The sequence below is a fragment of the Nonomuraea sp. K271 genome (genome assembly GCF_009908215.1).
GTDB lineage: Bacteria > Actinomycetota > Actinomycetes > Streptosporangiales > Streptosporangiaceae > Nonomuraea > Nonomuraea longispora.
Map to the genome: position 1 here is coordinate 1 of NZ_JAAAHR010000072.1, position 26,728 is coordinate 26,728.

The following is a 26,728-nucleotide window of genomic DNA, read 5'->3' on the forward strand; positions in this document are numbered from 1 at the left end:
CCGGTGGGGTGGTGTCGTCGGCGCCGGGGCTGAGGGGCGGTGTGCGGCCGTTCGGCTTTCCGGTCGGCGGCACGGAGTTCCCGACGACGGACGCCGTCGCGGCGCCCGCGCCCATGATGCGGTTCGACGGGCCGGATCCCGCGGCGGTGCCCGAGTTGGCCGCGTACCTCGCCAGGGCCGCCACCGCCGCCGTCGAGCACGTGGCCCCGACGAGCAGGGACGTCGCCCATCGGCTCCACCTTCTCGCCGCCTGGCTGGAAGCGCGGGACAAGCCGGCCGACGCCTTGGTCCCGGCGGGGGAGGCCGCCGTACGGTTGCGTGGTCTGGCCGCCGAGGAGCCGGGGCTGCGGTCCATGCTGGCGGAGACCGCGAGCCTGCTGGCCAGGCTCCATGCGCGGCTGGACGACCTGGACGCCGCCACCCGTACCGCGGCGGAGGCCGTACGGCATCTGCGTGCCCTGACCGCGCTGGACCCTGGCGAGCACCGCGCCCGCCTGGCCGGGCAGTTGCCCGCGCTGGGCGAGTTGCTGCTGGCCGACGACCGGCCGGAGGCGGCGCTCGGCCCGTTGCAGGAGGCCGTGTGCCTGACGGCGGACGAGCGCACCGCAGTGCAGGCGAACGCCCGGCGGCTGCTCGGCCTGTGCCTGGACGAACTCGGCAGGACCGCCGACGGCGCGGCACAACTGGAGCTCGCCGCCGAACTGTACGAAGGCGACCGTCCAGGACTCGCCGCCGAACGGTACGAGGGCGGTCGTCCGGGGCTCGTGGCCGGGGTGCGGGCCAGGCTGAAGCGGATGCGTGCGGCGCCGGACGGGCACGGCGGCGGGCGGCCCTGGCTGCTGGCGATGGTCGCCCGCGATCCCGAGCAGGCCGTGGCCGGGGCGGAACGGCGCCTGGCGGAGTGCAGGCAGTCGGTGGAGAGCGCGGGCGTGCCGGGGGTGGAGGAGATCCACGCCTACCTGGCCGCGCAGGCGACGCTCGCCCGCGCCTGGGCGGACGCGGGGCGGGCCGGTGACGGTTTGGCGCTGGCGTCGCAGGCGGCCGAGCTACTGCAGCGCTATCCCGTACCGGATCGGCCCGCCACGATCGCCGTGGGCATGGTCGAGGCGGCGCTCGGCCGCTCGCTCGCCGGGCTCGGCCGCCACAAGGAGGCCGTCCCGCACCTGCGGACCGCGATCGAGTCCTACGAACCGCATACCGGTACGAGCGCCGCGTTCCGGACGGAGCTGGCGGAGCTGCTCATCCTGGAGACCGTCGCGCTGTCCCGTGCCGGTTGCCTACCGGACGCGGAGGCCGCCGCCGAACGGCTGGTCGGGCTGTGCGAGGGGCTCGTGGCGGACGGGCTGCATGCTCCCCCGGCGCTCGCGGGGGCGCTGCGGCTCCAGGCCGGCATCCGCTTGGCCGGCCGGAACGCCGAGGGCGCGCTGCAGTCGGTCACCCGGGCACTCGAGCTGACCGGCGACGGCCCCGGCCTGCCGGCCGCCACCTGCCTGGAGCTGGGCGGGCTGTGCCTGGCCGAACTCGGCCGGCCGGAGGCGGCCAGGGAGAAGCTCGCCCAAGGGGCGTCGTCGTGGGTGGAGGACGGCCGGGTGCCGCCCGATCTCGTCGACGTGCACGTTGCGGCCATGGTCACGCTGGCCGAGGCGGGCAGGGCGGAGGACGGATCCGCCGCCGGTGCGACCCTGTGGTCGCGGATTCTCGGCATGCGGCCGTTGCCGGGAATGGACGTACTGGAGCGACTGGTCGGGGTCCTGGGCGGTGTCACAGGCGACATTTCGGACCTGCTGCCGGCGCTGCCGGCGTTCACCGACGCCCTTGAGCGCGAGGCGCCGCTGAGCGGCCCCGGCCTGAAGCTGCACGCCGCGTACGGGCGCTGCCTGTCGGGGTTCAGCGACACGGCCGCGCGGGCTGGGGACGACGGGACCGCGCGCGTGGCCGCCGAACTGGCCGTACGCGTGCACCGGAACCTCGCCGCGGCATCGGACGCGTACCGTACGGAGCTCGGCCTGGCGCTGGCCGCCCTCGCCAAACTCGGCCCCGCCGACCTCGCCGTCATGGAGCAGGCCATCGACCTTCTCGGCGGGCAACCGGCCGACGCCACCGGAGACGCCACCGGACGACCGGACGACCCGCTTCGCCACACCGGCACGGTACTGGTCGACGTGCTGAACCGTTACGCCGCCCGGCTGCTCGAAGACGGCCGGGCGGTCGAGGCCCTGGCGTACTGCGAGCGCGCCGCCGACCTCTGCGACGAGCTGGACGACCCCGGGCTCGCCGCCGCCACCTACTGCGGGCTCGGTACCGGCCTGACCGTGCTGTCTCGTCCGCAGGCCGCCCTGGAGGCGATCACCTGGTCCCTGGCCGAACTGGACCGCGCCGAACAGGCCCGCGCTGAACTGGGCCACGCCGCACCCGATCGGGGCGCCGTTGTGGGGCAGGAGCCTGCGCGGGTGCGGGCCCAGGCCATCCGGGCGCGCGGAAAGGTGCTGCGGGGGTTCGGGAGGACCCAGGAGGCGCTGGAGCACCTGGTGGAGGCGCTGGAGCTGTTCACCCGGCTGTCCGACACCCAGGACGCCGCCGAGACCGCCGCGACGATCGCCGACGACCTGCTGGCGTCGGGTCGGGCCGAGGAGGCCGCGGAGTACGCCAGGACCGCCACGACCGCGTACGCCCCCGGCACCGTCAAGCACGCGCTGGCCACGCAGCGCCTGGCCACGTGCCACCTGATGCTCGGCCGGCTCGCCGAGGCCCACGAGCTCGTGGAAGGGCTGATCCCGCTGGCCAGGCGGCACCCCGACGACCTCACGTACCGGGCGATCCTCGCCGACTCGCTGGCGCAGAGCTCGGAGCTGCTGCCCCTGCTGCGGCTGGACGGCGGGACAGAGGCGGAGGCCAGGGCACGTGAGGCGATCGCCGTCTACGACGAGGTGCTGGCCGCGGGCATGGACGCGCAGGCACTGCACACCGGCCGCGCGGGCGCGTGCCTGACGCTGGCCTCAGCGCTCAGGATGCAGGGCATGGCCGCCGACGCCGTCCAGCCGCTGCGGGAGGCGGTCGCCGCGCTCGAACGCCACGGTCCCGGGCATGCCCTGCTGGTGGGTCTGCTGTCCAGGGCGATGCTGATGCTGGGCGACGCCCTCATGGAGGCGGGCCGGGCGCTGGAGGCCGGGCTGGTCTTCCACCGGGCCACGCAGGTGACGCGGGACCCGATGTCGAGGGCCGTGGCGCACGCCAGGCTCGGCCTCTGTCAGGAGGAGCTGGCCAGGGACGACGCCGCCGACGCCGCGCTGCGGGTCTCGGCGCAACTGCTCCACGACCTGATGGTCACCGAACGCGACGGAGGGCCGGCCGAGCTGCTGCGTGACGTGCTGCACGGCCGGCTGCGCCTCATGGAGCGGGCCGGCAGGGACGACGAGGCGAAGGTGGTCAGGGACGAACTGCGCCGCCTCGCCCGCCCGTGACGTCCCGGACCGGCGTCACGCGCCGCCGCCCTCCACCGTCTCCCGTGCCCAGCGGTAGTCGGCCTTGCCCGCCGGTGAACGCACCATCTCCGCGACGAACGCGTACGAACGCGGCACCTTGTACCCCGACAGCAGCTTCCTGCAGTGCGCGTCCAGTTCCTCCTCCGTGAGCTCGGCGCCCTCCCGCGGCTCGACCACGGCCGCGACCCTGCTCCCCCAGCGTTCGTCCGGCACCCCGGTCACCACCGCGTCGAACACCGACGGATGCCCCTTCAGCACCGCCTCGACCTCTTCGGGGAACACCTTCTCGCCGCCGGTGTTGATGCACTGCGAGCCCCGGCCGAACACGTTCACGGTGCCGTCGGTCTCGACGGTCGCGAGATCGCCGGTGAGCAGCCAGCAGGTGCCCTCGTCGTCGGTGACGAACGTGCGGGCCGTCTTGGCGGGGTCGTTGTAGTAGCCGAACGCCACCCGCCCCGACCGCGCCACCGTCCCCATCTGCCCGGAGCCGGGCTCGACGGGCCGCAGCCGCTCGTCGAGCACGGCCAGCTTGACCACGGCGTTGGGCTGGTAGCGCAGGCCCTTCTCCGGCGAGGAACCGGCCACGCCCGACGCCGTGTAGCCGGACTCGGTGGAGCCGAAGTTGTCCAGGATCATGACGTTGGGCAGTAATTCCTGCAGCCGGTCGCGTACGGCGCCCGACAGGATGGCCCCGGTCGAGCTGATCACGACGAGCGAGGAGACGTCGTGGCCCCCGCCCTCCAGCGCGTCCACCAGCGGCCTGGCCATGGCGTCGCCGGTGATGTTCAGGGTGAACACCCGTTCCCGCTCGACCGTCCGCCACACCTCGGGGGCGTCGAACTTGCGTACGTACACCATGGTGGAGCCCATCCACCAGGTGATGAACGTCGCCATCTGCGCGGCCCCGTGCATGAGCGGCGGCGCGGCCATCATCACCATCGGAGCGGCCTTGACCGCCTCGTCGACGACCTCCTGCGGGGTGGCGCGCGGCTCGCCGTACGGGTTGCCGCCGCCGAAGCCCATGAACAGGTCCTCGACGTGCCACATCGCGCCCTTGGGCAGGCCGGTGGTGCCGCCGGTGTAGATGATGTACACGTCCTGGCCGGAGCGCGCCGGGAAGCCCCGTTCGGGCTTGCCGCGTTCGAGAGCCGTCGCGTACGGCACCGCGGAACCGGTCGCCGACGACCCGCCGACCGCGACCAGATGCTGGAGCAGCGGCGCTTCACCGGCCACCGCGCTCACCCTCGGGTCGAACTCCACGTCGTAGATCAGCGCCCTGATGTCGGAGTCACGGTAGAGGTGGAGCAGTTCGGCCTCGACGTAGCGGTAGTTGACGTTGATCGGCACGGCCCTGATCTTCAGCGCGGCGAGCATGCCCGCGACGTACGGGATGCCGTTGTAGAGCTGGATCCCGACGTGCTGGCCCGGCCGGACGCCCAGGTCGGCCAGGTAGTGGGCGAGCCGGTTGGCCTCGGCGTCGAGTTCGGCGTACGTGCGCCGTCCCTCGCCGCAGACGACGGCCGTCCTGTCCCCGATCGTGTCGGCGAGCCCTTCGAACAGGTCAGCGTGGTTGAACTCCATGACGACCCTCCGTTGTTCGGGGTATGCGGGGTGTCCCCGCAGGGTCAGGGCTTGTCGCGTCCGACGATCCACATCGCGAAGAACTGGGATCCGCCGCCGTAGGCGTGGCCGAGTGCGGTGCGGGCGCCGTCCACCTGGTGTTCGCCCGCCGTCCCGCGCACCTGCAGCGCTGCCTCGGCGAACCTGATCAGCCCTGACGCCCCGATCGGGTTGCTGGACAGCACGCCGCCGGAGGCGTTCCACGGGATGTCACCGTCGAGTGCCGTGGCGCCCGACTCCGTGAGCTTCCATCCTTCGCCCTGCGCCGCGAAGCCCAGGTTCTCCAGCCACATCGGCTCGTACCAGGAGAACGGCACGTACACCTCGGCGACGTCGATGTCGCGGCGCGGGTCGGAGACGCCGGCCTGGCGGTAGACGTCGGCCGCGCAGTCCTTGCCCGCTTGAGGGCTGACCGTGTCGCGTCCGGCGCGGAAGATGGGCTCGGAGCGCATGGCCGTGCCGTGCACCCAGGCGGGGGCGCCGGTGACCGCCGACTCCGACGACAACACCACCGCGCAGGCGCCGTCGCTGGACGGGCAGGTCTCCAGGTAGCGGATGGGTTCCCAGAGCATCGGCGTGGACTCGACCATGGCCCGGTCGATGCCGGGGATCCGCAGGTGGGCGTACGGGTTCCTGAGCGCGTTGCGCCGGTCTTTGACCGCGACGAGCGTGCCGATGTGGGCGGGTGCGCCGGACGCGCGCATGTACTCGCGGATGTGCGGCGCGAAGTAGCCGCCCGCGCCCACGACCAGCGACGCGCTGAACGGCAGGTGGGTGGAGAGCGCCCAGGTGGCGTTGGACTCCGACTGTTTCTCGAAGGCCACCACCAGCACCCGTTCGTGCACCCCGCCCTGGATCAGGGAGGCGCCGACGAGCGCCGTCGAGCCGCCGACGCTGCCCGCGGTGTGCACGCGCATCATCGGCTTGCCCGCCGCGCCGAGCGCGTCCGCCAGGTACGACTCGGGCATCATCACGCCCTCGAACAGGTCGGGCGCCTTGCCGATGACGACGGCGTCGATGTCCTTGAACGTCAGCCCGGCGTCCTCCAGCGCTCTCAGCGCCGCCTCGCGTACGAGCCCGGCGATCGACACGTCGGTGCGCCTGCTGCGGTAGCGCGTCTGCCCGACGCCGATGACGGCACAACGGTTTCCCATCACCCCTCCAGTACGGTGACGAGGTTCTGCTGCAGGCAGGGGCCGCCGGCGGCGTGCCCGACGGTGCGGCGGGCGGCGCCGTCGTGGATGCGCCGCGCGGCCTCGCCGATGCGGATGAGCCCCGTGGCCATGACCGGGTCGGCCGCCTGCGGGCCGCCGGACGGGTTGATCACGGTGTCGCCGGGCAGCCCGAGCGCCTCCCGGAGGATGACCTCCTCGTGCGGGAACCGGGCGTGCAGCTCCGCCACCTCGACGGGGCCCTTGCCGACTCCCGCGGCGCGCGCGGCGTCGGCGGCGGAAGCCGACCGGGCCAGGTCGCGCATGCCCAGGTAGTGGGGTTCGGTGCGGTGGGCGATGCCCCGGATGTAGGCGGGCCTGGGGTTCAGCCGGCTCGCCAGGTCGCCCGTGGCGAGCACGATCGCGGCGGCGCCGTCGGTGACGGGCGGCAGGTCCGTCTTTCTGAGCGGCCGCACCGCGACGTCCTCGCCCTCGGGGTCGGGCAGGTCCAGCGCGTACGGGTTGCGCCGCCCGTCGACCCGGCCGCGCCTGATGATCTCGTCCAGCTCGGCCCGGTCCGCGCCGACGGCGTTGGCCTGGAGCGCGGCGTAGGAGAGCTGGTCGAGCCCGAGCGGCGCCAGATAGTACGGGTCCAGCTGCAGGGTCATGATCGTCGCCAGATCGCCCAGCGACGACTTGCCGAAGCCGTAGACCAGGGCCGAGTCGATGTCACCGTGCTGGAGGCGCACCCATGCCTCGTACAGCGCCCAGGCGCCGTCCATCTCGACGTGGCTCTCGGAGATGGGCGGCCAGGCGGCGAGCGCGTCGAGCGCCGACACGAACGAGAACGGGGCGCCGGCCAGGTAGTCGCAACTTCCGGAGCAGGTGAAGCCGAAGCGCCGGAGCCCGGTGCGCTCCTTGATCTCGTCGATCACGGGCTGGATCAGCTCGGGCTCGGTCAGGCCGGTGTCGCGGTCCGTGTGCCGCGTCTGGGCGAACGCGACGATGGCTACGTCTCTCATGGCTGCTCCACGTCGGGCTCGCCGGTGGGGGCGAACCAGCGGATGTTCGCCATGGACGCCGTGCGTTCGTGCTCGGGAACCCACACGGCCTTGACGCGCATGCCCTGGCGTACCTCGTGTGCGGGTACGTCCCCGATCAGGGCGATCATGGGGATGTCGCTCCCGTCGAGCAGGATGTACGCCGACACGAACGGCACGTCGGGGGCGCGCGGGTCGGGCAGGTTGTTGATGGCGAACGTGGTGATCGTCCCGGTGTCGGGGAGTTCGAGCGTCTCCGGGATGGCGCTGCCGCATTCGGGGCAGGCCAGCCGGTACGGCACGTACACCTTGGCGCAGGTGTCGCACCGGCCGCCGAGGAGCACACCGCGTTCGACGCCCCGCAGGAAGACGCGGAGCGCGCCGCCCGCCTGGAGGCGGTATTCGGTGCGTACGTCGGCCACGATCTCGGTGACCTCGGGCACGAAACACGCGATGTCGGTGATGCGCCCGGTGGGGCGGTCGTTCCAGACGGGCCAGACCCGCATGCCCGCCCGCACCTTTTTGGGATCACTCGCGTCCACGGCGTGCACGAGGGCGGTGTCGGCGCCGTCGAGCCTGATGAGCGCCCACGCGAAGGGCCGGTCGAGCGGGTGGCCGGGGCGCGGCTCGGGCACGAACGCCCACGTCGTGACCGTTCCCGCCGGGCCGACCTCGACGAACTCGCCGGTGACCGGCTCGCCCGTCATGGGGTCGTACTCGAGGGGCGGCACGAGCACCTTGCCCTCCTTCGTGCGCACCCCGACGATGCGGCGGGCTCGCAACTCGCTGAGGAACCGGCCGATCACCGGGCCCGTGGTGCGCGTGTAGCCGCCGGGGAACTCCAGGACGTGCCGGGCGACCAGCGGATCAGATGGCACGGTCGTGTCCCTCCCAGTACGGGGCGCGTAGCCTGCGTTTGAGCAGCTTGCCGTTGGGCTCGCGGGGCATCTCCGCGATGAAGTCGACGCTCTTCGGCCACTTCATCCTGGCCAGGCGGCCCTCCAGCGACGCGAGCAGTTCGGCGGCCAGTTCCGGCCCCGGCTCGACGCCGGGCGCGGGCTCGACCACGGCCTTGATCTGCTCGCCCCACTCCTCGTCAGGGATGCCGAACACGGCCACGTCCGCCACCTTCGGGTGGACCATGAGCTCGTTCTCGATCTCGGCCGGGTAGATGTTGGCACCCCCTGAGATGATCATGTCAGCCTTGCGGTCGCAGAGGTAGAGGAAGCCGTCCTCGTCCAGGTATCCGATGTCGCCCACGGTGAAGTAGTCGTCGAGCCGGTTGGCGGCGGTCTTGCCGGGGTCGCCCTTGTACTCGAACGGCACGCCCATCATCTTCATGTAGATCGTCCCTGGGGTGCCGGCCGGCACCGGCTCGCCCTGGTCGTCCACGACGAGCAACTCGCTGATGGGCCAGGCGGAGCCCACCGTGCCGGGGTGCGCCTTCCAGCCCTCGGGCGTGGCCAGGGTGCCGCCGCCCTCGGTGGCCGCGTAGTACTCGTACACGCAGTCGCCCCACCACTCGAGCATCGCCCACTTCACCGGGACGGGACAGGGCGCGGCGGCGTGGATCATCCACCTGAGAGAGGACAGGTCGTACGCGCGCCGGGTCTCCTCGGGCAGCGCGAGGAGCCGCTTGAAGTGGGTCGGGACCATGTGGGAGCTGGTGACGCGGTGCCGCTCGCACAGCCGCAGCATCTCCTCGGCGTCCCACCGGTCCATGTAGACGAGTGTGTGGCCCATGTGCAGGGCGGTCCCGCCGAACTGGGTCACCGCCGTGTGGTAGCTCGGCGAGGTCACCAGGTGGACGTTGGGGCGGCCGGGCGTGACGCCGAACAACCCGAGCAGCCCCGTCATCAGCTCGGCCGACTCGTCGGGGTCCAGCCCGTTCAGGCGACGTCGGACGCCCTTGGGCTTGCCGGTGGTGCCCGAGGTGTAGTGCATGGTGGCGCCGGCGGTGCGGTCCTCGGGCGCGGTGCCGGGCTGCCCGTCGGTCAGCTCGCGGGCGGGGCGGAAGCCGGTGGCCCGCTCGCCCAGGACGAACCTGCGCTCGGGCTCGATCGCCTCGGCGCCCCTCGCCCCCTCCTGGAGGAAACGCGGGTGCACGAAGAAGGCCTTCGCCTCGCTGTCGGACACGATGTACGCGATCTCGGGGCCGGTCAGGTGCCAGTTGACCGGGGTGTAGTACCACCCGGCCTGCAGCGCGGCCAGGTAGAGGACGAGACCGTCGGCTCCGTTCGGGGCCAGGCCGCAGATGCCGTCGCCGGGTTTCAGCCCGAGGGCGCGCAGGCCGTGCACGAGCCGGTTGGAGCGGGCGACCAGGTCACCGGCGCGGTGCTCCGTACCGTCGGGATCCACGGCAGCGATCCACTCGGGATCGGCCTGCGCGAGCCTCCAGAAACCGAGCGTCCCCATGCACTTCCCCCTGTCCAGGGCCTCCACGCCGTGGAGGCGGGTTCGGTCGCTTCGATGCCGCCGCCTTCCCCGCTCCGTCACGGGGGCTGAATAGGAACCTGTTCTCGTTTGATAGGGGGAGCGTATCCTGGGGCGAAAGTTTGTAGCAAGCGCTTGATACAGGGATTCGGAGGCATCCGTGGAGCTCCTGCCGATCAGCACTCCCCACTGCCGGGTCGAACGCGACGGCCACGTCCTGACCGTCACCATGAACCGGCCGGAGGCCCGCAACGCGCTCTCCTCGGACATGCTGGTCGGCCTGGCCTCGGCCTGGGCGTACGCGTCGGCCGAGCCGGAGATCCGGGTCGCGATCCTCACCGGCGCCGATGGCACCTTCTGCTCCGGGGCCGATCTCAAAGCCATGGGACAACAGTCCACCGACCCGGCGGTCCAGGCCAGAGCCGCGCGCATCCCCAACTTCCACTGGAAGGGGCTGCTGCGCGAGGACCTGCCCACCAAGCCGGTCATCAGCGCCGTCGAGGGACACGCGGTCGCGGGCGGCACGGAACTGCTGGTGGGCACCGACCTGCGGGTGGTGGCGGAGTCGGCCACGCTCGGCCTGTTCGAGGCAAGACGTGCCTTGTTCCCCATGGGCGGCAGCGCCGTACGGCTGGCCCGGCAGATCCCGTACTGCCACGCCATGGACCTGCTCCTCACGGGCCGCCCGATCACGGCGGCGGAGGCCCTGTCCATGGGCCTGGTCAACCGGGTGGTGCCCGACGGCCAGGCGCTCACGGCCGCCCGCGAGCTGGCCGAGGACGTCGCCGTCGCGGGCCCGCTGGCCGTGCAGGCGATCCTGCGCACCTACCGCGACACGCTCGGCCTGGCCGAGCCCGAGGCGCTGAAGGTGTCGGACGAGCTCGGCTGGCCGGTGATCGGCTCCGAGGACGCCAAGGAGGGCACCCTCGCCTTCCGCGAGAAGCGTCCGCCGATCTATCGCGCCCGCTAGCCCCCGGTGATGCGGCCGAGGCGTTCCAGCGCCTCGGCGTACTCCTCCAGCAGCCCGAACACCACGTCCTTCGTCGACCTGACCTGGTTGGTCACGCCGATGACCTGGCCGGCGGGGAACGTGGCCAGCTCCGACACGTCCGAGCGGCCGATGCGGCGCAGCGCGTCCGACACCAGCATGAACTGCAGCGGCATCGGCAGCGTGCCCGGCGACTCCTCCGACTCCCACGCCTCGGTCCACTCGTTCCTGAGCAGCCGCGCGGGCTTGCCGGTCCAACTGCGCGAGCGCACCGTGTCCCTGGACGTGGCCGCCAGGATGCGCTGCTTGGCCATCTCCGGCGTGTCCGCCTCCTCGACCGTGAGCCACAGGGATCCGGTCCACACGCCCTCCGCCCCCAGCGCCATCCCCGCCGCCATCTGGCGGCCGTTCCCGATGCCGCCCGCCGCCAGGACGGGCACGTCCACGGCGTCCACCACCTGCGGGATCAGCACCATCGTGGAGATCTCGCCGGTGTGCCCGCCGGCCTCCGTCCCCTGGGCGACGACGACGTCCACGCCGACGTCCACCTGCTTGAGCGCGTGGCGGGGCGTCGAGGCGAGCGCGGCGACCTTGACGCCCCGCGCGTGGGCGAGGTCCACCACGTCGGCGGGCGGCGGGCCGAGCGCGTTGGCCAGCAGCGCGATCGGGTGCCGCAGGGCCACCTCGACCTGCGGCCTGGCCGTGGCGTCCGTCCAGCCGAGCAGCACGCGCCCCGGGTCGGCGTCCGAGGACAGCGGCGGCACGCCGTGCCTGGACAGCAGACCCTCCACGAACGCGCGGTGCCCGTCGGGGATCATCGACTGGAGGCGGCCGACCAGTTCCTCGGGGGCGAAGTCCGCGCCCTCGTACGACGCCGGCATGACGACGTCCACACCGTATGGCCTGCCGTCCACGTGGTCGTCGATCCACTTGAGCTCCATCTCGAGCTCTTCCGGCGTGAAGTAGAGCGCCCCCAGCACCCCCATGCCGCCCGCGCGGCTGACGGCGGCCACCACGTCCCTGCAGTGGCTGAAGGCGAAGATCGGGAGGTCGATTCCGAACATGTCCGTGACCCGTGTCCGCATGAGCCGACGATAAGCCGGAGGCTCCGCAAACTGCAACGCGTTCTACTCTAGAATCTTCGCTCTGTCCCGCACCGGGACAGCCGGCCATTGACGCGCGGCGGAGACCGTCGTACAAGTGTGGCAACGACGTCCACGGATTCCTCCCACCCGTCCGAGGCGCGCGGTGCCACCCGGCGCCGCCCGTTCCTCGTGCGCACCCGCTTCCGCTGGACGAGAGGAACACACCGTGGCCACGACCCCCTTCGCAGGCGCGCTGGCTCCGGTGACCGAGGAGGTCACCGCCTACGGCCTTGATGTCACCGGCCGCATCCCGGCCGAGCTCAACGGCCGCTATCTCCGCAACGGCCCCAATCCGCTCAGCCTCGGCGACCTGAGCGCCACCCGCCTGTTCGTGGGCGAGGGCATGATCCATGGCGTGCGGCTGCGCGACGGCCGCGCCGAGTGGTACCGCAACCGCTGGGTGCGCAACGCCGAGGTCGCCCGCCGGCTCGGCGAGCAGCCCAGGCCCGGGCCCGTCCACGCCGGCATGGACTTCGCGGCCAACACCCACGTCATCGGGCTGGCCGGACGCACGTTCGCCACCGTCGAGGCGGGCGCGCTGCCGTACGAGCTGAGCTACGAGCTCGACACCATCGGACCGTGCGACTTCGACGGCGGCCTGCCCGGCGGCTTCGCCGCCCACACGCACGCCGACCCGGCCACCGGCGAACTGCACGCCGTGGCCTACTTCTACGGCTGGGAGCACCACCAGCACCTCGTGATCGACCCCCAGGGCACGGTGACGCAGGTGCGCCACGTCCCGATCGCCGACGCACCCATGGTGCACGACTTCGCCCTCACCGAACGGTACGTCGTGATCTACGACCTGCCCGTGACGTTCAGCATGGCCCGCGCCGCGAGGGGCGCCCCGCTGCCGTACGCGTGGAACGACGCCCACGCCGCCCGGCTGGGCCTGCTCTCCCGGGCGACAGGCGAGGTGCGGTGGTTCGAGGTGGAGCCGTGCTGGGTGTTCCACACGCTCAACGCCTACGACGACGGTGACGAGGTGGTCGTCGACGTGGTCCGCTACCCGAAGCGGTTCGTGCGCGCGCAGCTGGACCGGGGCGGCGCGCCCACGCTCGACCGGTGGCGGATCGACGTCGGCTCGGGCAAGGTCTCCGAGACGCGGCTGGACGACCGGCCGCAGGAGTTCCCGCGCATGGACGAGCGCCGCACCGGCCGCCCCTACCGCTACGGCTACACCTCGGCCACCGCCGACCTGTACGACGCGATCTACCCCACCGACGCCGAGCCGGAGGACCTGCCCGACGAGGCGTTCGACAACCTGCTCATCAAGCACGACCTGCAGCGCGGCACGCAGGAGGCGCGGCAGGTCGGGCGGGGCGCGTACGTGGGCGAGCCGCTGTTCGTCGCCTCAGGTGAGGCCGAGGACGACGGCTACGTGCTGTCCTTCGTCAACAATCCGGCCAGGGGAGCGGCCGACCTGGTGATCCTGTCCGGGCAGGACTTCACCGGCGACCCCGTCGCCACGATCCACCTGCCGGCCCGGATCCCCTTGGGCTTCCACGGGAGCTGGATCGCCGACTGAGGAGCGGGCCCCGCCGTCAGGCGTTCCGCGTCCGCAAGCGGGACATGAGGAGCGCGGCGACGATCGCCAGCAGCCCGAGCACCAGCAACACCACCGGGATGGTCACCTTGAGCAGCGTGATCTGGTTCTTGGCGGCGGTGGCCTTGCCCACCAGTTCCTCCACCGTCTCCGGGGTGAACGTGACGTCGGCGACCAGGGCCTTGCTCCGTTCGACGCCGTCCTGGGTCTTGAACGTCTCGTTGCGGCTGATGTCCTGCTTGACCACGCCGCCGGTCATGGGCTCCACGTAGTGGGTGTCGACGCTCTCGTACCATCGGTCGAGCTTGACCTCGCCCTCCTCGTCGAGGCCGACGAACGACCCGGGAAGGTTGACTGTGTCGATCTTGGTCGGCGGCACCTTCTGCTGGAACTTGTAGACGGGCAACCCGTTGACGGTGTCCTCGCCGACGAAGGTGGCCTCGAAGGCGCCCTTGGCCGTCTGGTTGTAGAACTTGTAGGCCTTCTTCTCCACTCCGATCGGGTAGAGGTAGATCTGTCCCTCCAGTTCCACCGGCTCCTCGTTGACCCTGGTCCCGCAGCAGGTGACGCCGACGCCGGTGCGCCGGTCGAACGCGCTGCGGCGCTCGGAGATGTCGATCTGCCTCTTGTGGGTGACGTCGTCCACCACGCTGAACTCGTCCCACACCACGCGGGAGTCGGTGGCCTGCGCCACGTCGCCACGGGTGGTGACGATCATCCTCAGGTCGGCGGTCACCACCTTGCCCTCGGCGACGGAGAAGTACTGGGCGTCCTTGGCCTCCAGCTCGCTCTCCTGGTACTGGTCGGCGGGCGACACGAGGACCTTGTCGGCCACCCAGAACCGGGTCAGGCCCGCCGACATGAGCAGGAACGACGCTATGGCGACAAGGACGAGGACCGGTGTGCGTCCCATTCAGAGACCTCCTGACGGTCGGGCCGGAACAACAGTCGTCCCCGAACGGCGAACCACGGTTGAGACTCAGTCACATGATCGCTACCGGAAAGTAGCATCTGCCGCCATGACATCGCAGCCACTTCCCCGTAACAATCGGAACAGGTTCTACCGACTGTTGTCATAACGGAATGTTGCGGTGTGCGCCACGACCCGGCCGAGCCTCCGCGAGCGCACGCCGGACCGCACCCCGGGTCTTCGCCGGTTCGACGATCTCGTCCACCACGCCCAGTTCGAGCGCCCGGCCCAGTCCGCCGGCCCGCTCGGCGTGCTCCGCCGCGAGCCTCGCCTCCAGCGAGGCTCGCTCGTGCTCGGACGCCTCCGCCAGCCGGCGCCGCCCGAGCACGCGCACCGCCGCGGTCGCGCTCATCACCCCGATCTCCGCGCCAGGCCAGGCCAGCACCCGGGTCGCGCCGAGCGCCCGGGAGTTCATCGCGATGTACGCGCCCCCGTACGCCTTACGGATGATCACGGTGACGCGCGGCACCGTGCACTCGGCGAAGGCGTGCACCAGCTTGGCCCCGCGCCGCACCACACCCTCGTGCTCCTGCCTGGCCCCGGGCAGATAGCCGGGCACGTCCACCAGCACGACCAGCGGCACGCCGAACGCGTCGCACATACGCACGAACCGCGCGGCCTTGTCGGCCGACAGGGCGTCCAGGCAGCCACCCAGGCGCACGGGATTGTTGGCCACCACGCCCACCGTCCGCCCGGCGAACCTGCCCAGCGTGGTGACGATGTTCGGCGCCCACCGGGGGTGCAGTTCCACGCCCGGCTCGTCCAGCAGGCGTACGACCAGCGGCCGGACATCGTACGCGCGCCGCGGTGAGACGGGCAGCATGCCCGACAGGTCCACGTCCGCGGCGTCCGTCCGGATCAGGCCCTGGCGTGCGAGCAGCGTGGCCAGGCGGCGCGCCTCCCGATAGGCGGCCTCCTCGGTGGCGGCCACCACGTGGGCCACGCCACTGCGGGTGCCGTGCTGCTCGGGCCCGCCGAGCGCCTCCATGTCCAGCCGCTCCCCTGTCACGCTCTCCACCACGTCGGGGCCGGTGACGAACAGCCTTCCCGACGCGGCCATCACCACCACGTCGGTCAGCGCGGGACCGTACGCCGCCCCGCCGGCGGCGGGCCCGACCACCACGGACACCTGCGGCACGACTCCCGACGCGCGGGTCATCGCCGCGAAGACCTGACCCACCCCGTGCAGGGACCCGACACCCTCCGCCAGCCGGGCGCCGCCCGAGTGCCACACGCCGATGATCGGCAGCCGTTCGCGCAGCGCCAGGTCGTAGGCGCGGACGATCTGCTCGCACCCTTCACCGCCCAGCGCCCCGCCCTGCATCCTGGCGTCGCAGCAGAACGCCACGGCCGGGACGTCGCCGGCCCGCCCCCACGCCACCACGACGTCGCCCGAGCCTGATCCGAGCAGGCGCATCGAGCCGGGATTCAACAGCTCGGCCAGGCGACCCACCGGGTCGCGCGGGTCGGCCGGCGCGTCAGGGCTCCGGTCCTCAGGGCCGTCGGAGGTCGACACGTCCTCTACCTCGTTCGCAGGACCGAGCGCCGGAACAGGTGGAGCGAAACCGCCGTGACCGCGACCCCCATGGCCAGCAGCACGGCGGCGGGCGTCATGGCGCCGTCGAGACCCCGCTGCGGCAACGCCAGCAGCGCGTCCATGGCCCAGGCGTGCGGGAAGACGTGCCCGGCGTCCCGCAACAGCGGCGGCACGATGAGCAGCGGCCACATGCAGCCGCCGAGCATGCCGAGCACGATGCCGATCGGCGGCCCCAGCGCCGCGGCCTGCATCCCGGTCCCGGCCAGGCCGCCCACCAGCATGGCGACCCCCGTCGAGACCAGGCAGAAGGCCGCCACCACCAGCAGCACGCCGGCGGGCGGCCCCCACTCCACCCCGAACAGCAGGGCCGTCACCACCACCACGAGCAGCGCCTGGAGCAGGGCGATCACATAGCGGCTGAGCACCTCGCCGGCCAGCAGCACCCATGGCCGCACAGGCGCGGCCAGGCTCCGACGGCTGATGCCCAGCCGCCGCGTCTCCACCAGCGAGCCCGCGACCGCCGCCGAGTTGATGAAGGTGAAGAGCACGAGGTTGGCCGGGGCGGTGTAGGCGAACCCGAGCCGCAACGTCTCGGCTCCCGGGACCACGCGCACGTCGGAGAAGATCGGATCCGTCCGGGCCACCACGAGGTCCACCTGCGCGGGCGAGGCGCCGAGCCGCCCGGCCATCCGCTCCGCACCGGCCAGCGCACCGTACCGGCCGAGCACGGCGTGCACGTTGTTGCGTACGACCGCCGCCTCGCCGCTGCCGTCCACCAGGTAGAACGGCAGCCGCACGGCACGGTCGCCGACCCCATCCGGCAGCACCAGGCCGGCCACCAGGGAGCCCTGCCCGATCTGGCGGCGCAGCTCGGCCACCCCGGCAACGCGGACCACGGTCAGCTCGGGATGCTCGGCGAAGCGAGCGACCAGCTCTCCCGAGCCCGCGCCCTCGACGACCAGGCCCAGCCGCAGCCGCTGCCCGTCCCCGGCGTGCCCGCCCAGTGCCAGCCCGACGACGACGATGATGACGAACGGCAGGATCACCATGAAGAAGAGCCCGATGCGGTCACGACCCTGCCGCCGCAGGTTGGCCGCGACCAGCGCGGACAGGACGTGCACGGCTGCCAGACGGCTCACGTGAGCCCCTTCCTGAAGCGCACGGCGACGACCGCCGCGAAACCGACCGCGATGACCGCCAGGGCCGCGAGCGGGCCTCCGAGGTCGCTGAGCCCTCCGCCCGTGGTGAGGATGGAGAACCCGCGCGTGGCCCACCCGTTCGGGGTCAGCAACGAGACCCACTGCATGTACTCCGGCATCCGGTACAGATTGATCAGATTTCCGCCGAGCACGGCGAAGGTGAAGGCGAGCACGAGCAGCGAGCCCTCCGCCTCGCCGCCGGTGCGGGGCCCGGAGACCAGCGCCATCGTGAGGCCGGTCGCCGCCAGCGCGAACACCGTGAACAGGAGCACCACGCCCAGCGGGTCACCCCAGTCGGCGCCGAAAAGCAGCACCGACGAACCCCAGGTGACGAGCATGCCGAGCAGCGCGAACAGGAAGCCCACCAGCCCCTTGGCGGCCACCACCGCCAGCGCGGCGACGGGCGCCGCCCGCGTCCGCGCCAGCGTGCCGAGCCGCCGCTCGGCGAGGAGGCTGCGCGCGGCCACGGCCACCGCGAAGAAGCCGAAGAGCAGCGCCATGCCCGGCCCGTAGTAGGCCGCCGCGACGGCGGAACCGCCGGGCATGACGTGCTCGTCCAGCGTCAGCCCTGGTTGTCGCGCATGGTCGCGTTCGGCCTCCGACCTCGCCTCGTCCGCCGGGAGGCCGGTGGCCACGGCCACCCTGGCGGCCAGCGTGACGGCGTACACCTCGGCGGAGACCCGCTCCACCACACCCCTGGCCGCGATGCCGCCTCGCGCGCCCTCGGCCGGGGTGAGGATCGTCAGCGACTGCCCGCCCGACCGCTGCACGGTGGCCCCGAAGTCGCGCGGGAAGATCACCGCCGCTTCGACGTCGCCGTCCCTGAGCGCCTGCTCGGCCGCCTCCTCGGTGGGCAGCCTGCGCAGGTCGACCGAGGCCGCGACTTCGGGCGAGCCGGCGACCTCGTCGATGACGAAGGCGGACAACTCGCTGCCGTCCAGGTCCACCACGCCGAGCACGCCGCCGGCCACCGGGTCGGCGCGTCCCAGCGCGAAGCTGAACAGCGAGGCCAGCACCACCGGCGCCACCAGGACGACCAGCAGCGCCGTCCAGTCGCGCAGCCGCGCGACCAGCTCCCGGCCGCTCATGACGAGGATGATCCGCATCGCACAGTCCGATCAGTCGCGCAACGAGGTGCCGGTCAGGTGCAGGAAGACCTCTTCCAGGCTCGGTCTCACAGCCGCGGTCCTGACCACGGCGGCCACGCCGTTCAGCGCCTGGAGCACGTCGGGCAGCCGGTCGGCGCCCTCGGTCCAGGTGACCAGGAGCAGCCGCGGGCGGTGGTCGGCCACGGTCACGGCCACCCCGGAAAGCGCGGCGACCGCCACGCCCGCCGCCTGCACGTCCCCGTCGACCTCCACCTCGGCCCGGCCGCCCGGCGAGAGAGTGGCCATCAGCTCCTCCGGCCGCCCCTCCGCGATGATCCGGCCCCGGTCGATGATGCCGACCCGGTCGCAGACCCGCTCGACCTCCTCCATGTAGTGGGAGGTGTAGAGGACGGTCGTGCCCCCAGCGACCAGCCGCTCGACGCTCTCCAGGATGGCGTTGCGGCTCTGCGGGTCCACGCCGACCGTCGGCTCGTCCAGCACCAGCACCTTCGGCTCGTGCACCAGGCCGGCCGCGATGTTGACGCGGCGCTGCATGCCGCCCGAGTACGTGCCCAGCCGCTCGTCCGCCCGGTCCGCCAGGCCCACCACGTCGAGCACCTCGGCCACCCGCCGGCGCAACCGCTGCCCCCGCAGGCCGAACAGCCGGCCGAAGTACCGCAGGTTCTCCCGCCCGGTCAGGTCGGGGTAGAGAGCCACCTCCTGCGGCACGTAACCGACGAGCCGCTTGGCACGCAGCGGGTGACGCGCCATCTCGTGGCCGTGCACCCGTACCGTGCCGCTGTCAGGGATGAGCACGCCGACCACCATCTCGATCGTGGTCGACTTGCCCGAGCCGTTCGGGCCCAGCAGCCCGTACGCCTCCCCTTCGGTCACCGAGAACTTCAGCCCGTCCACCGCGAGCAGGCTGCCGTACCTCTTCACCAGCCCCTCGCACTCCAGCGCCGCGGTCAGCACGTACCCTCCTCGACGAGCACCGCCATGGCCACGATGTGATCGCCGCTGTGGCCCCACAGGGCCGCGCCGCGCAGCCCGCGCGCCCGCACGGCGCAGCCCGTCAGCCGCGTGCTCACCGCGCCGGTGGCCGCGCCGAACGCGCCTGCGGCGTCCTCCAGCAGGTCCCGCGCGGCCGGCCAGGCCGGGCCACCGGCGTTCAGACCATGCCAGTCGAACGGGTACGTCCTGCCGCCGACGGCCTTGATGAGGCACTCCTTCACCGCCAGGCAGGCGGCCACGCCCGCGGGCCGGCTCCCCCACTCGGACAGCTCGGCCTCCGAGCAGACCTTCGCGGAATAGGCCTCACCCCAACGGGCCATGGCCCGCTCGACCCGCTCCGGCTGGAGGGCGTCCACGCCCATGAGCACGTTCATGACGCGGCGGGACCGTAGGCCAGGTCGAACTCGGCGGCGAAGTCGCGCATGATCTCGGTGTAGCGTTCCGGGCGCTCGACCATGGGCACGTGGCCGGAGTCCTCTATCACCACGAGGCGATGGTTGGAGTGGGTCCCGGCGACCTCGGCCCACGACCCGACCGGGGTGGTGAGGTCGTGGGCTCCCCAGAGGTTGAGCACCGGGCAGCGCACCTGCCGCAGGGCGGCACGCATGTCATAGCGCCGCATCGCCTTGATGCCCCGGCTGACGCCCAGGATGCCCTCCCGGCACTCGAAGATGTTCTTGGTCTTCTCGTACTGCTCGTCGGTCAGCGCCGCCCGGCCGCCGTGGAAGAGTGACGAGACCAGGCGCTCGCCGTAGTCCGCCGTGAACATCGTCCGGCCCTGCGGATGGTCGTTCTTGATGCCCAGGTTCGGGTCGGGCGACAGACCGGGGGTGCCGGTCAGCACCAGCGCCCGGACCCGCTCAGGCACGGCGACCGCCGTGTCCATCGCGACGGCCGCCCCCATGGAGGCACCACAGACGATCATGTCTTGGATCCCGGCGGCGTCGCACGCCTCCTCCAGAGCCGCCCGCACCTTGGGGATGGTGCCCGACACCTCCGGCCGCATGGCGATCGCCTCGACCACGCGCGCGACCGGACGACCGTCCTCGGCGAAGGCGCGGAACTGGTCGTCCCACATCCAGTCCCCGGCGAACATGCCCGACATCAGGACGATCGTCGGGCCGGTGCGGGTTCCGGGCAGGTGCTCCAGGGTGAAGCCGTTCATGGTCGCTCCTCGGTTCAGAGAAATGGGCGTCCGCGCGGGGTCCACTCGCACGTGCAGCCCCGCTCGAAGCCGGTGCCGGTCCGGTCCTCGCTCAGCACGCCGCAGGCCGGGCAGCGTACGGCCTCCATCAGCCGCAGCGGGCTCCACACGCTGACCGTCCCGGCCGTGCAGAGCCCGGAACGGTAGAAACGCCGCACGGCCCGCTGATGCGGCTTCATATTCACGGCGCGGACGGATTCGGGACGGTCGAAGGCGCTCATCGTGTAGATGTGGCCGCCGACGATCGTGGTGGTGGCGCCCAGGAAACCGCGGGCGTTGCGCAGGCTCGCGCCCACCGCCAGGCTGAGCATGCTGACCTGCTCCTCCTGCTGCTCGTCGGCGACGTCCAGCCGGGTCATGACCAGCACGCCCGGCCGCTCGGCCCCGGCGCCCGCCAGGCGCGAGCCGAGCCCGTACTGCCAGCCGTGCATCGCCGGCGGCGACACCACGACCCGGATGCCGAGCCTGTCGAGCAGCGAGACACGGTCGAAGGCGCGCAGCACCCGCACCTGGTCACCGTCGCAGCGGACCACGTCGGTGCCGCTGATCGTGGCGGTCGCGCCACTCGGCCTGGCGCCGAGATAACGACCGAGATGCTGGACGTGCAGCGTCCAGCAGAGCACGGCGTGGTCCGGCCCCGCCGCCTGCGCGTCGATGCCGAACTTCAATCCGGGGAACGCCTCGAACAGCGCGGCGGCGTGCGCCCGCAGCTCCTGCCCCGACACGGGCCCCTCGGTGCCCGGGGCGTCGAACCGGTCGGCCGTGGCCGCGACCCGCGCGGGGTCGTTGCCGTTCCACGCATCCATGTGCAGGATGGCGGCTGCCTGCGCGTCCACCACTCACCCTCCGTCCGTAGTCCAGGTCACCAGGGCCACCGCCACGGCGACCCGCGCGGTGTGGCTCACCGACACCTGGATTCTTCTCACGCCCGCGCCGGCCGCCAGCTCGGCGTAGTCCGCGCCGAGCGTGACCTCCGGCGGATGGCCGTGCGGGCAGGCGTGCCCGCGCGGGCAGCCGGGCGGTACCGAGGGCAGGACCTCCACGCCGGTCAGCGGGGCGGGCGGCGTGTCGTAGCCGAGCGCCGTGGTCACCGCGTGCTTGGCCGCGAGCCTGCCGCCCCACGAGGCGAGCGTGGACCGGGCGGCCGAACGCATCCGCTCCTGCCGGGTGAAGACCTCCTCCAGGGCGAGTGGCCGTACGAGCGCGGCGGGCTCGCTCATTCCACCGAGGTCGACCCGCGCCCACGACCATCGCCCGGTCCCGGCCGCGACCACAGGCCCGGCCGCGACCGCCGGACCCGCCCCGCTCACCGCACGCCCGCTTCCCGCACGCCCGCCTCCCGTGCGCCCGCCTCCCGCGGGCCCGGTCTGGCCGGGTCGGCCGGGTCGGCCGGGCGCAGGCGAGCGACGTTCCTCGGCCAGGCTGGGTCGGACATGCTCACGCAGCGCAGCCCGGCGGCCCGAGCCAGGCCGGTCAGCGTCCTGCTGTCGCCCACCTCGACGCAGTCCCGCACGCCCAGGTCAGCGGCGGCGCGCAGCGCCCCGGCCCACAGGACACGGCCGGTGAGCTGGGCCGTCAGCCCGCGCCTCATCTCCTCCGCGTCGGTCGCCGGCAGGCCGGTGGCGTTGAGCAGCACCGGGCAACGCGGCGGGCGCAGCCGCTCGCCCGCCACCCGCTCCGCCCACTCCCTGGCCACCTCGGACATGAGCGGGCTGTGGAAGGCGTGGCTCACGCTGAGCGGCGTCATCTTCCGCGCTCCCCTCTCCATGGCCAGCACGCCGAAGCGGTCCATCGCGTCCGGAGAGCCGGACACCACGACATGGTCGGGCCCGTTCTCGATCGCCACGGCCAGCGAGCCGCCGGGGCCCGCGAGCGCCACGAGCTCCGCCGCCTCGGCCGGGGTCAGGCCGAGCACGGCCGACATCACTCCGGCCCGCCGGACCCGCGCCATGAGCCGCCCGCGGGCCTCCACCAGCCGCAGCGTGGCGGCGAAGTCCAGGACCCCCGCCGCGTGCAGCGCGCTCAGCTCGCCCACGCTGTGCCCGGCGACCACGTCCGGCTCCAGCCCGGTGGCCCTGAGCGCGGCCAGCGCCGCCAGGTTGCACGCCGTCACCGCGGGCTGCGCGTTCTCGGTGCTGATCAGCGCCGGCTGCGGCCCCCGCGCGCACAGAGCGGCCAGGTCCCTGCCGAGCACGTCTCCGGCCTCGGCGAGAGCCGCCATGGCGGCCGGATGACGGCGGAACGTCCGGCCCATGCCCACGCGCAGCGTGCCCTGCCCGGGAAAGAAGCATGCGAGCATCGGTCCTCCTTCTAGAAGCGGCGGCGACGGCCGGCTGCGGGCAGCACGCTCTCGTGGCTGCCGAGGAAGTCCAGCAGCAGATCGCCGAGGGGGCCCGGCGCGTCGAGCGGTATCCAGTGGCCCGCGCCGTCGATCCGCTCATACCGCCACGGACCGTGGACGAAGCGGGCCGAGCCGGTCATGGCCTCTTCGGAGATCAGCCGGTCGCCCGACGACCAGACACCGAGCGTGGGCGCGTGGACGGGCAGCGTGGCCCTGGCGGGGGTCAGTTCGAGGGCGGGCGCCAGATTGGCGCGGTACCAGTTGAGTCCCGCCGTCAGCGCCCCCGGGCGGGCCAGGTCGGCCACGTAGCGCTCGACGTCGCCCTCCTCGGCCACGATCTGCCGCATCAGCCGCCAGTCGTCCGCCCGCAGCAGCTCCTCGGCCACGTCGGGGAACTGGAACAGCAGCACGTACCATGACCTGGCCCGCTGCTCTATGGAGGGCGACAGGCCGGTCGCCGGGTGCCCTACCGACAGGGCGACCAGGTGGTCCACCTTGGCCGGCATCATGGAGGCGTACATCCAGGCCACCGCGGCGCCCCAGTCGTGTCCCACCACGTGGGCCCGCCCGCCGGCGAAGAGAGCCGCGATCTTGGCCACGTCGCTGACCGCCATCGGCAGCCGGTACGCGGCCACGTCCGCCGGCCTGGACGACGCGCCGAATCCGCGCAGGTCCGGCGCGATGACCCGGTACCCCTCGGCGACCAGCCGGGGAATCTGGTGCCGCCACAGCGCCGCCGAGTCGGGAAACCCGTGCAGCAGGATGACCGGCCGCCCCTCGCCCGCGACGGTGACCGCGAGGTCGAGACCGTTGACCTTGACCACTTCCACGCTGTGGCTCATGGTGCCTCCTCGGTCCCCCAGCGGTTCCAGAAGGTGCGTTCGCCGGCCGGGACCCGGGGGGCGGGCCGGAAGTCGGTGCCGACGGTGTAGGCCACCGGCAGCACGCAGATCGGCGTGACGACCTCGGGGATGCCGAGGAGCTCGGCGAACGGGCCGGGGAACATCAGGTTCATGCAGGTGATGGTGCTGCCGAGGCCCCGGCTTCTGAGCGCGAGCTGGAAGGACCAGATGGCCGGGTAGATGGAGCCGTAGAAGTTGCTGGCCATCATCGCGCCCATGCGCGAGCGCGAGCGGATGTCGTCGGGGTCGAACCGGTAGCCCCGCCCGGTCCACTCGGCGTCGATCCTGCCGATGTCCGGCGGCCTGCCCACCATGCAGGGCACGACCAGCACCGGGACCTTGGCGATGAGCTCCACCACGGAGTCGGCCGAATCCTGCAGGCGCCGGTTCTCCGCCTCCCTGCGGCCCCTGCGGGAACGGGTCCCCCGGTAACGGTCCAGCCACCGCGCCTGGCGGAACTGCTCGGCGACGCCCAGCCGCACCTTCTCCTCGGTGATGACGATCCACCGCCAGTGCTGGAGGTTCTGCGCGGTGGGTGCCTGTACGGCCAGTTCCAGCGCCTCGCGCACCACCTCCGCCGGCACCGGCCGCTCGACGTCCAGGCGCCTGCGCACCGAGCGCGTCGTCGTCAGCAGCCGATCGACCTCGCCCAGGTCGAAGAGGGACGCCCGGCCGGCGACCGTCATGCCGGTCCTCCGAGCACTACCGCTCCACGGACGGAGCCGATCGCGCCGGTCAGCGCCACGGCCGCGGCCACGTCCGCCGTCGAACCGGGGCTGGTGACGTAGCGGGTCCGTGCGCCGATCTCGGGCTCGGCCAGCCCGTTCACCGGCGGAACGACCCCCTCGCGCACGGCGAGGGCGGCCACCGCGAGGTTCATCACGCCGGAGGCGGCCTGGCAGTCGCCGGTCAGGGCCGCCGGGGCGGTCACCAGCGCGTCCGGCAGGCAGGCGGCGAGCGCTTCCGCCTCCGCCGCGTCCTGCGACCTGCCGTCGGCGATCCCGACGGCCAGGCCCGGCTCGCGGTCGGCCCGATCGACCGCGGCGGCCAGGCTGCGCTCCACCGCCGCCGCCTCCCCGGCGGGCCCGCGCCTGGCGTGCGCGGTGCTCAGCACCCTCGCGTACGGTACGCCGCCGCGCGCGTCGCAGTGCTCGGCCGACTCCACCACCACCGCGACGGCGGCGGCGCCCGGCACCATCCCGTCCCGTCCGCGGTCGTAGGGCCGGGCCGAGCCAGTCGCCGACAGGACGCCGCCCGCGGCCAGCGCCCGGTACATCGGCTCGTTGAAACCGTCGGCGGCCAGCACGACGACCACCTCGGCCTTGCCCGCCGCGATCAGCTCCAGCGCGCAGTCCAGGGCCAGCGACGCCGACACGCCGCCGTGGCAGATGGTGGTCGTCTCGCCGCGCAGCCCCAGCGCCTGGCAGACCGCGCCGCCGGTGGCGTTCAGCACGACGCTGGAGAAGTCGAGGACGGAGGTGTGCCTGGGGTCCTTCGCCACGCTGCGGTCGAAGCCCTGCACGGCCTCGGTGGAACCACCGGCCGTGGCGAAGACCAGGCCGACCTCGTCCAGGTCGGACCTGCGCAGCGCCAGCCCGGCGTCCTCCCACGCCAGCCGGGTGGCCGCGGTGGAGAGCCGGGACAGGTTGTTCATGTGCCGCCACACGTTCCTGGGGGCGTAGGACCGCCCGTCGAGCGAGGGCGCCTGCGCGCCCGCGCCGGCGGGGTGCCATGAGGTGTCGAAGGCGGTGACGGGCGCGATGCCGGATCTGCCCTCGGCCAGGGCGGCACGCCACTGCGGCACGCCCACGCCCAGCGCGGACACCGGGCCGAGCCCGGTGATCACCGCCGGCCGCGGCGGCCGGACCGCGCGCCCGCCGCCACGCGGCTTGCGCAGGACGACCGAGACGTTGTTGCCGCCGAAGGCGTAGTTGTTGGAGACCACGACGTCGACCGGGGCGGGACGCGGCAGGTTCGGTACGAAGTCCAGGTCGGCGGCGTCGATGTCGGCCTGGTCGAACCCGGCGGTGGGCGGAACCATGTCCTCGCCCAGCGCGAGCACGCCGGCCAGCGCCTCGATCGCGCCCGACGCGCCGAGCGTGTGCCCGACGAACGACTTGACGCTGCTGATCGGCACCTGGGGAGCCCGCTCGCCGAAGACGGTGCGCATCACCTTGCGCTCCATCGCGTCGTTGGCGGGGGTGCCGGTGCCGTGGCCGCACACGTAGTCGACGTCACCGGGCTCCAGCCCGGCCTCGCCCAGCGCACGCCGCACGGCGCTCGCGCCGCCACGGCCCGTCGGGTCAGGCGCGGTCGGGTGGTGGGCGTCGGCCGACAACCCGTAGCCGGCCACCTCGGCGAGGATCACGGCTCCCCTGCGCAGCGCGTGCTCCTCCGACTCCAGCAGCAGGAACGCCGCCCCCTCGCCCAGGCTGAGCCCATCGGACCTGCTGTAGGGGCGCGTCGGGCCGGGGCTGAGCGCCTGCAACCCGTTGAAGCCCGCCGTCACGTCGAAGAGCAGCGGGTCCAGCCCGCCCGCCAGCATGACGTCCGCCTCGCCGGTCACGATCTTGTCCCTGGCCAGGCCCACCGCGTTGCCGCCGGCCGCGCAGGCGGTGCTGACCAGGATCCGCGGGCCGAGCGCCCCGATCCGCTGGGCGATGAGGTCGAGCGAGGCGTGCATGGGCCGGTAGTTCCATTCGCCTCGCGGGTTGCGGGTCTTGCGTGCCGCCACGCACCTGCCGAGGACGACGCCGAAACGTTCGCCGTCCGTCCCGCCCGGGTCCAGCGCCCCGTGCGCGATGGCCTGCTGCGCGGCCACCAGGCCCATCCGGGAGTCCCTGTCGAGCTCCAGGTCCGCGCCGGAGAGCTGGTCGATCAGCCATTCGTCGGGAATCTGGCCGGCGTACGCGGAGTCGAAGACCGCGTACGCCGGATCCTGGATGGGAGTGATCGCGCTCAGCCCCGACAGCAGCCGCACCCAGAACTCCTTGGGATTCCTGCCGCCCGAACAGACGATCCCGAGACCGGTCACGGCAACGGAATGAAACTCCACCGGTGGCCCTTTC

Annotated in this window: 22 protein-coding genes; 3 read left to right on the top strand and 19 right to left on the bottom strand. The window is 72.8% G+C overall.

Annotated elements, in window-relative coordinates:
• Nucleotides 1-3,461: tetratricopeptide repeat protein (locus tag GUY59_RS24100; RefSeq protein ID WP_161714664.1), on the top strand; the 3,461-nt coding region annotated here is incomplete at its 5' end.
• 15 nt (nt 3,462-3,476) lie between these two features.
• Here GUY59_RS24100 and GUY59_RS24105 read toward each other — a convergent pair.
• From GUY59_RS24105 to GUY59_RS24125, 5 genes are read right to left on the bottom strand one after another with little or no spacing between them, the layout of a single operon-like run.
• Nucleotides 3,477-5,063, bottom strand: a complete 1,587-nt coding sequence (locus GUY59_RS24105) for an acyl-CoA synthetase (protein WP_138201980.1) — start codon at nt 5,061-5,063, stop codon at nt 3,477-3,479.
• A gap of 44 nt (nt 5,064-5,107) precedes the next feature.
• Nucleotides 5,108-6,256 carry a thiolase domain-containing protein gene (locus GUY59_RS24110; RefSeq protein ID WP_138201979.1) on the bottom strand — a complete coding sequence of 383 codons (1,149 nt, stop codon included), beginning with the start codon at nt 6,254-6,256 and terminating at the stop codon, nt 5,108-5,110.
• Nucleotides 6,256-7,275, bottom strand: coding sequence for a thiolase domain-containing protein (locus tag GUY59_RS24115; protein ID WP_132340699.1), 1,020 nt, complete (start codon nt 7,273-7,275; stop codon nt 6,256-6,258). Before GUY59_RS24115 ends, GUY59_RS24110 begins: the two co-directional genes overlap by 1 nt.
• Nucleotides 7,272-8,171, bottom strand: a complete 900-nt coding sequence (locus GUY59_RS24120) for a Zn-ribbon domain-containing OB-fold protein (RefSeq protein WP_252375010.1) — start codon at nt 8,169-8,171, stop codon at nt 7,272-7,274. Before GUY59_RS24120 ends, GUY59_RS24115 begins: the two co-directional genes overlap by 4 nt.
• Entirely contained in the window at nt 8,161-9,708 is a 1,548-nt protein-coding gene (locus GUY59_RS24125; protein ID WP_138201978.1) for an acyl-CoA synthetase, read from the bottom strand. The genes GUY59_RS24120 and GUY59_RS24125 overlap by 11 nt, the downstream gene beginning before the upstream one ends.
• 178 nt (nt 9,709-9,886) lie before the next feature.
• On the opposite strand from GUY59_RS24125, the gene GUY59_RS24130 reads away from it, so the two are divergent.
• The gene (locus GUY59_RS24130) at nt 9,887-10,696 is read left to right on the top strand and encodes a crotonase/enoyl-CoA hydratase family protein (protein ID WP_138201977.1); all 810 of its coding nucleotides are present in this window, start codon (nt 9,887-9,889) and stop codon (nt 10,694-10,696) included.
• Here the strand turns inward: GUY59_RS24130 and GUY59_RS24135 are convergent.
• The gene (locus GUY59_RS24135) at nt 10,693-11,799 is read right to left on the bottom strand and encodes an NAD(P)H-dependent flavin oxidoreductase (protein WP_138201976.1); all 1,107 of its coding nucleotides are present in this window, start codon (nt 11,797-11,799) and stop codon (nt 10,693-10,695) included. The two genes, GUY59_RS24130 and GUY59_RS24135, sit on opposite strands and share 4 nt — an antisense overlap.
• Nucleotides 11,800-12,025: 226 nt before the next feature.
• On the opposite strand from GUY59_RS24135, the gene GUY59_RS24140 reads away from it, so the two are divergent.
• Nucleotides 12,026-13,387, top strand: coding sequence for a carotenoid oxygenase family protein (locus GUY59_RS24140; protein ID WP_138201975.1), 1,362 nt, complete (start codon nt 12,026-12,028; stop codon nt 13,385-13,387).
• Nucleotides 13,388-13,403: 16 nt separating this feature from the next.
• Here the strand turns inward: GUY59_RS24140 and GUY59_RS24145 are convergent, their stop codons facing one another.
• From GUY59_RS24145 to GUY59_RS50810, 13 genes are all read right to left on the bottom strand, one after another.
• The gene (locus GUY59_RS24145) at nt 13,404-14,318 is read right to left on the bottom strand and encodes a DUF3068 domain-containing protein (RefSeq protein ID WP_138201974.1); all 915 of its coding nucleotides are present in this window, start codon (nt 14,316-14,318) and stop codon (nt 13,404-13,406) included.
• 160 nt (nt 14,319-14,478) lie between these two features.
• The gene (locus GUY59_RS24150) at nt 14,479-15,891 is read right to left on the bottom strand and encodes a carboxyl transferase domain-containing protein (protein WP_252375009.1); all 1,413 of its coding nucleotides are present in this window, start codon (nt 15,889-15,891) and stop codon (nt 14,479-14,481) included.
• Nucleotides 15,892-15,896: 5 nt separating this feature from the next.
• Nucleotides 15,897-17,051 carry an ABC transporter permease gene (locus GUY59_RS24155; RefSeq protein ID WP_201761275.1) on the bottom strand — a complete coding sequence of 385 codons (1,155 nt, stop codon included), beginning with the start codon at nt 17,049-17,051 and terminating at the stop codon, nt 15,897-15,899.
• On the bottom strand, nt 17,048-18,199 hold the full coding sequence (locus GUY59_RS24160) for an ABC transporter permease (RefSeq protein ID WP_161714665.1): 1,152 nt from the start codon (nt 18,197-18,199) through the stop codon (nt 17,048-17,050). Before GUY59_RS24160 ends, GUY59_RS24155 begins: the two co-directional genes overlap by 4 nt.
• 30 nt (nt 18,200-18,229) lie before the next feature.
• On the bottom strand, nt 18,230-19,174 hold the full coding sequence (locus GUY59_RS24165) for an ABC transporter ATP-binding protein (RefSeq protein ID WP_252375008.1): 945 nt from the start codon (nt 19,172-19,174) through the stop codon (nt 18,230-18,232).
• Nucleotides 19,168-19,587 carry a 4'-phosphopantetheinyl transferase superfamily protein gene (locus tag GUY59_RS24170; protein ID WP_138201972.1) on the bottom strand — a complete coding sequence of 140 codons (420 nt, stop codon included), beginning with the start codon at nt 19,585-19,587 and terminating at the stop codon, nt 19,168-19,170. Before GUY59_RS24170 ends, GUY59_RS24165 begins: the two co-directional genes overlap by 7 nt.
• Nucleotides 19,584-20,378 (bottom strand): alpha/beta fold hydrolase, encoded by a 795-nt coding sequence (locus GUY59_RS24175; RefSeq protein ID WP_138201971.1) that lies wholly within the window; start codon nt 20,376-20,378, stop codon nt 19,584-19,586. The genes GUY59_RS24170 and GUY59_RS24175 overlap by 4 nt, the downstream gene beginning before the upstream one ends.
• A gap of 14 nt (nt 20,379-20,392) precedes the next feature.
• Nucleotides 20,393-21,253, bottom strand: a complete 861-nt coding sequence (locus GUY59_RS24180) for an ester cyclase (protein WP_138201970.1) — start codon at nt 21,251-21,253, stop codon at nt 20,393-20,395.
• Between the two features lie 3 nt (nt 21,254-21,256).
• Nucleotides 21,257-21,637 (bottom strand): phosphopantetheinyl transferase, encoded by a 381-nt coding sequence (locus tag GUY59_RS24185; RefSeq protein ID WP_138201969.1) that lies wholly within the window; start codon nt 21,635-21,637, stop codon nt 21,257-21,259.
• A gap of 86 nt (nt 21,638-21,723) precedes the next feature.
• Nucleotides 21,724-22,716: an ACP S-malonyltransferase gene (locus GUY59_RS24190; protein WP_138201968.1), complete on the bottom strand. Its 993-nt coding sequence runs from the start codon at nt 22,714-22,716 to the stop codon at nt 21,724-21,726.
• An 11-nt stretch (nt 22,717-22,727) separates the two neighbouring features.
• Entirely contained in the window at nt 22,728-23,600 is an 873-nt protein-coding gene (locus tag GUY59_RS24195; RefSeq protein WP_138201967.1) for an alpha/beta fold hydrolase, read from the bottom strand.
• Nucleotides 23,597-24,346 (bottom strand): nitroreductase family protein, encoded by a 750-nt coding sequence (locus GUY59_RS24200; RefSeq protein WP_138201966.1) that lies wholly within the window; start codon nt 24,344-24,346, stop codon nt 23,597-23,599. Before GUY59_RS24200 ends, GUY59_RS24195 begins: the two co-directional genes overlap by 4 nt.
• Complete coding sequence (locus GUY59_RS50810) at nt 24,343-26,694, bottom strand: beta-ketoacyl-[acyl-carrier-protein] synthase family protein (RefSeq protein ID WP_252375007.1); 2,352 nt, start codon at nt 26,692-26,694, stop codon at nt 24,343-24,345. Before GUY59_RS50810 ends, GUY59_RS24200 begins: the two co-directional genes overlap by 4 nt.
• Between the last annotated feature and the right edge of the window lie 34 nt (nt 26,695-26,728).

Bases quoted from the DNA above. Each gene is read 5' to 3' on its own strand.
- GUY59_RS24170 (WP_138201972.1), bottom strand. From the start codon at position 19,587: ATGAACGTGCTCATGGGCGTGGACGCCCTCCAGCCGGAGCGGGTCGAG.
- GUY59_RS24125 (WP_138201978.1), bottom strand. From the start codon at position 9,708: ATGGGGACGCTCGGTTTCTGGAGGCTCGCGCAGGCCGATCCCGAGTGG.
- GUY59_RS24190 (WP_138201968.1), bottom strand. From the start codon at position 22,716: ATGCTCGCATGCTTCTTTCCCGGGCAGGGCACGCTGCGCGTGGGCATG.
- GUY59_RS24175 (WP_138201971.1), bottom strand. From the start codon at position 20,378: ATGAACGGCTTCACCCTGGAGCACCTGCCCGGAACCCGCACCGGCCCG.
- GUY59_RS24185 (WP_138201969.1), bottom strand. From the start codon at position 21,637: ATGAGCGAGCCCGCCGCGCTCGTACGGCCACTCGCCCTGGAGGAGGTC.
- GUY59_RS24195 (WP_138201967.1), bottom strand. From the start codon at position 23,600: ATGAGCCACAGCGTGGAAGTGGTCAAGGTCAACGGTCTCGACCTCGCG.
- GUY59_RS24115 (WP_132340699.1), bottom strand. From the start codon at position 7,275: ATGAGAGACGTAGCCATCGTCGCGTTCGCCCAGACGCGGCACACGGAC.
- GUY59_RS24105 (WP_138201980.1), bottom strand. From the start codon at position 5,063: ATGGAGTTCAACCACGCTGACCTGTTCGAAGGGCTCGCCGACACGATC.
- GUY59_RS24145 (WP_138201974.1), bottom strand. From the start codon at position 14,318: ATGGGACGCACACCGGTCCTCGTCCTTGTCGCCATAGCGTCGTTCCTG.
- GUY59_RS24135 (WP_138201976.1), bottom strand. From the start codon at position 11,799: ATGCGGACACGGGTCACGGACATGTTCGGAATCGACCTCCCGATCTTC.
- GUY59_RS24200 (WP_138201966.1), bottom strand. From the start codon at position 24,346: ATGACGGTCGCCGGCCGGGCGTCCCTCTTCGACCTGGGCGAGGTCGAT.
- GUY59_RS24160 (WP_161714665.1), bottom strand. From the start codon at position 18,199: ATGAGCGGCCGGGAGCTGGTCGCGCGGCTGCGCGACTGGACGGCGCTG.
- GUY59_RS24110 (WP_138201979.1), bottom strand. From the start codon at position 6,256: ATGGGAAACCGTTGTGCCGTCATCGGCGTCGGGCAGACGCGCTACCGC.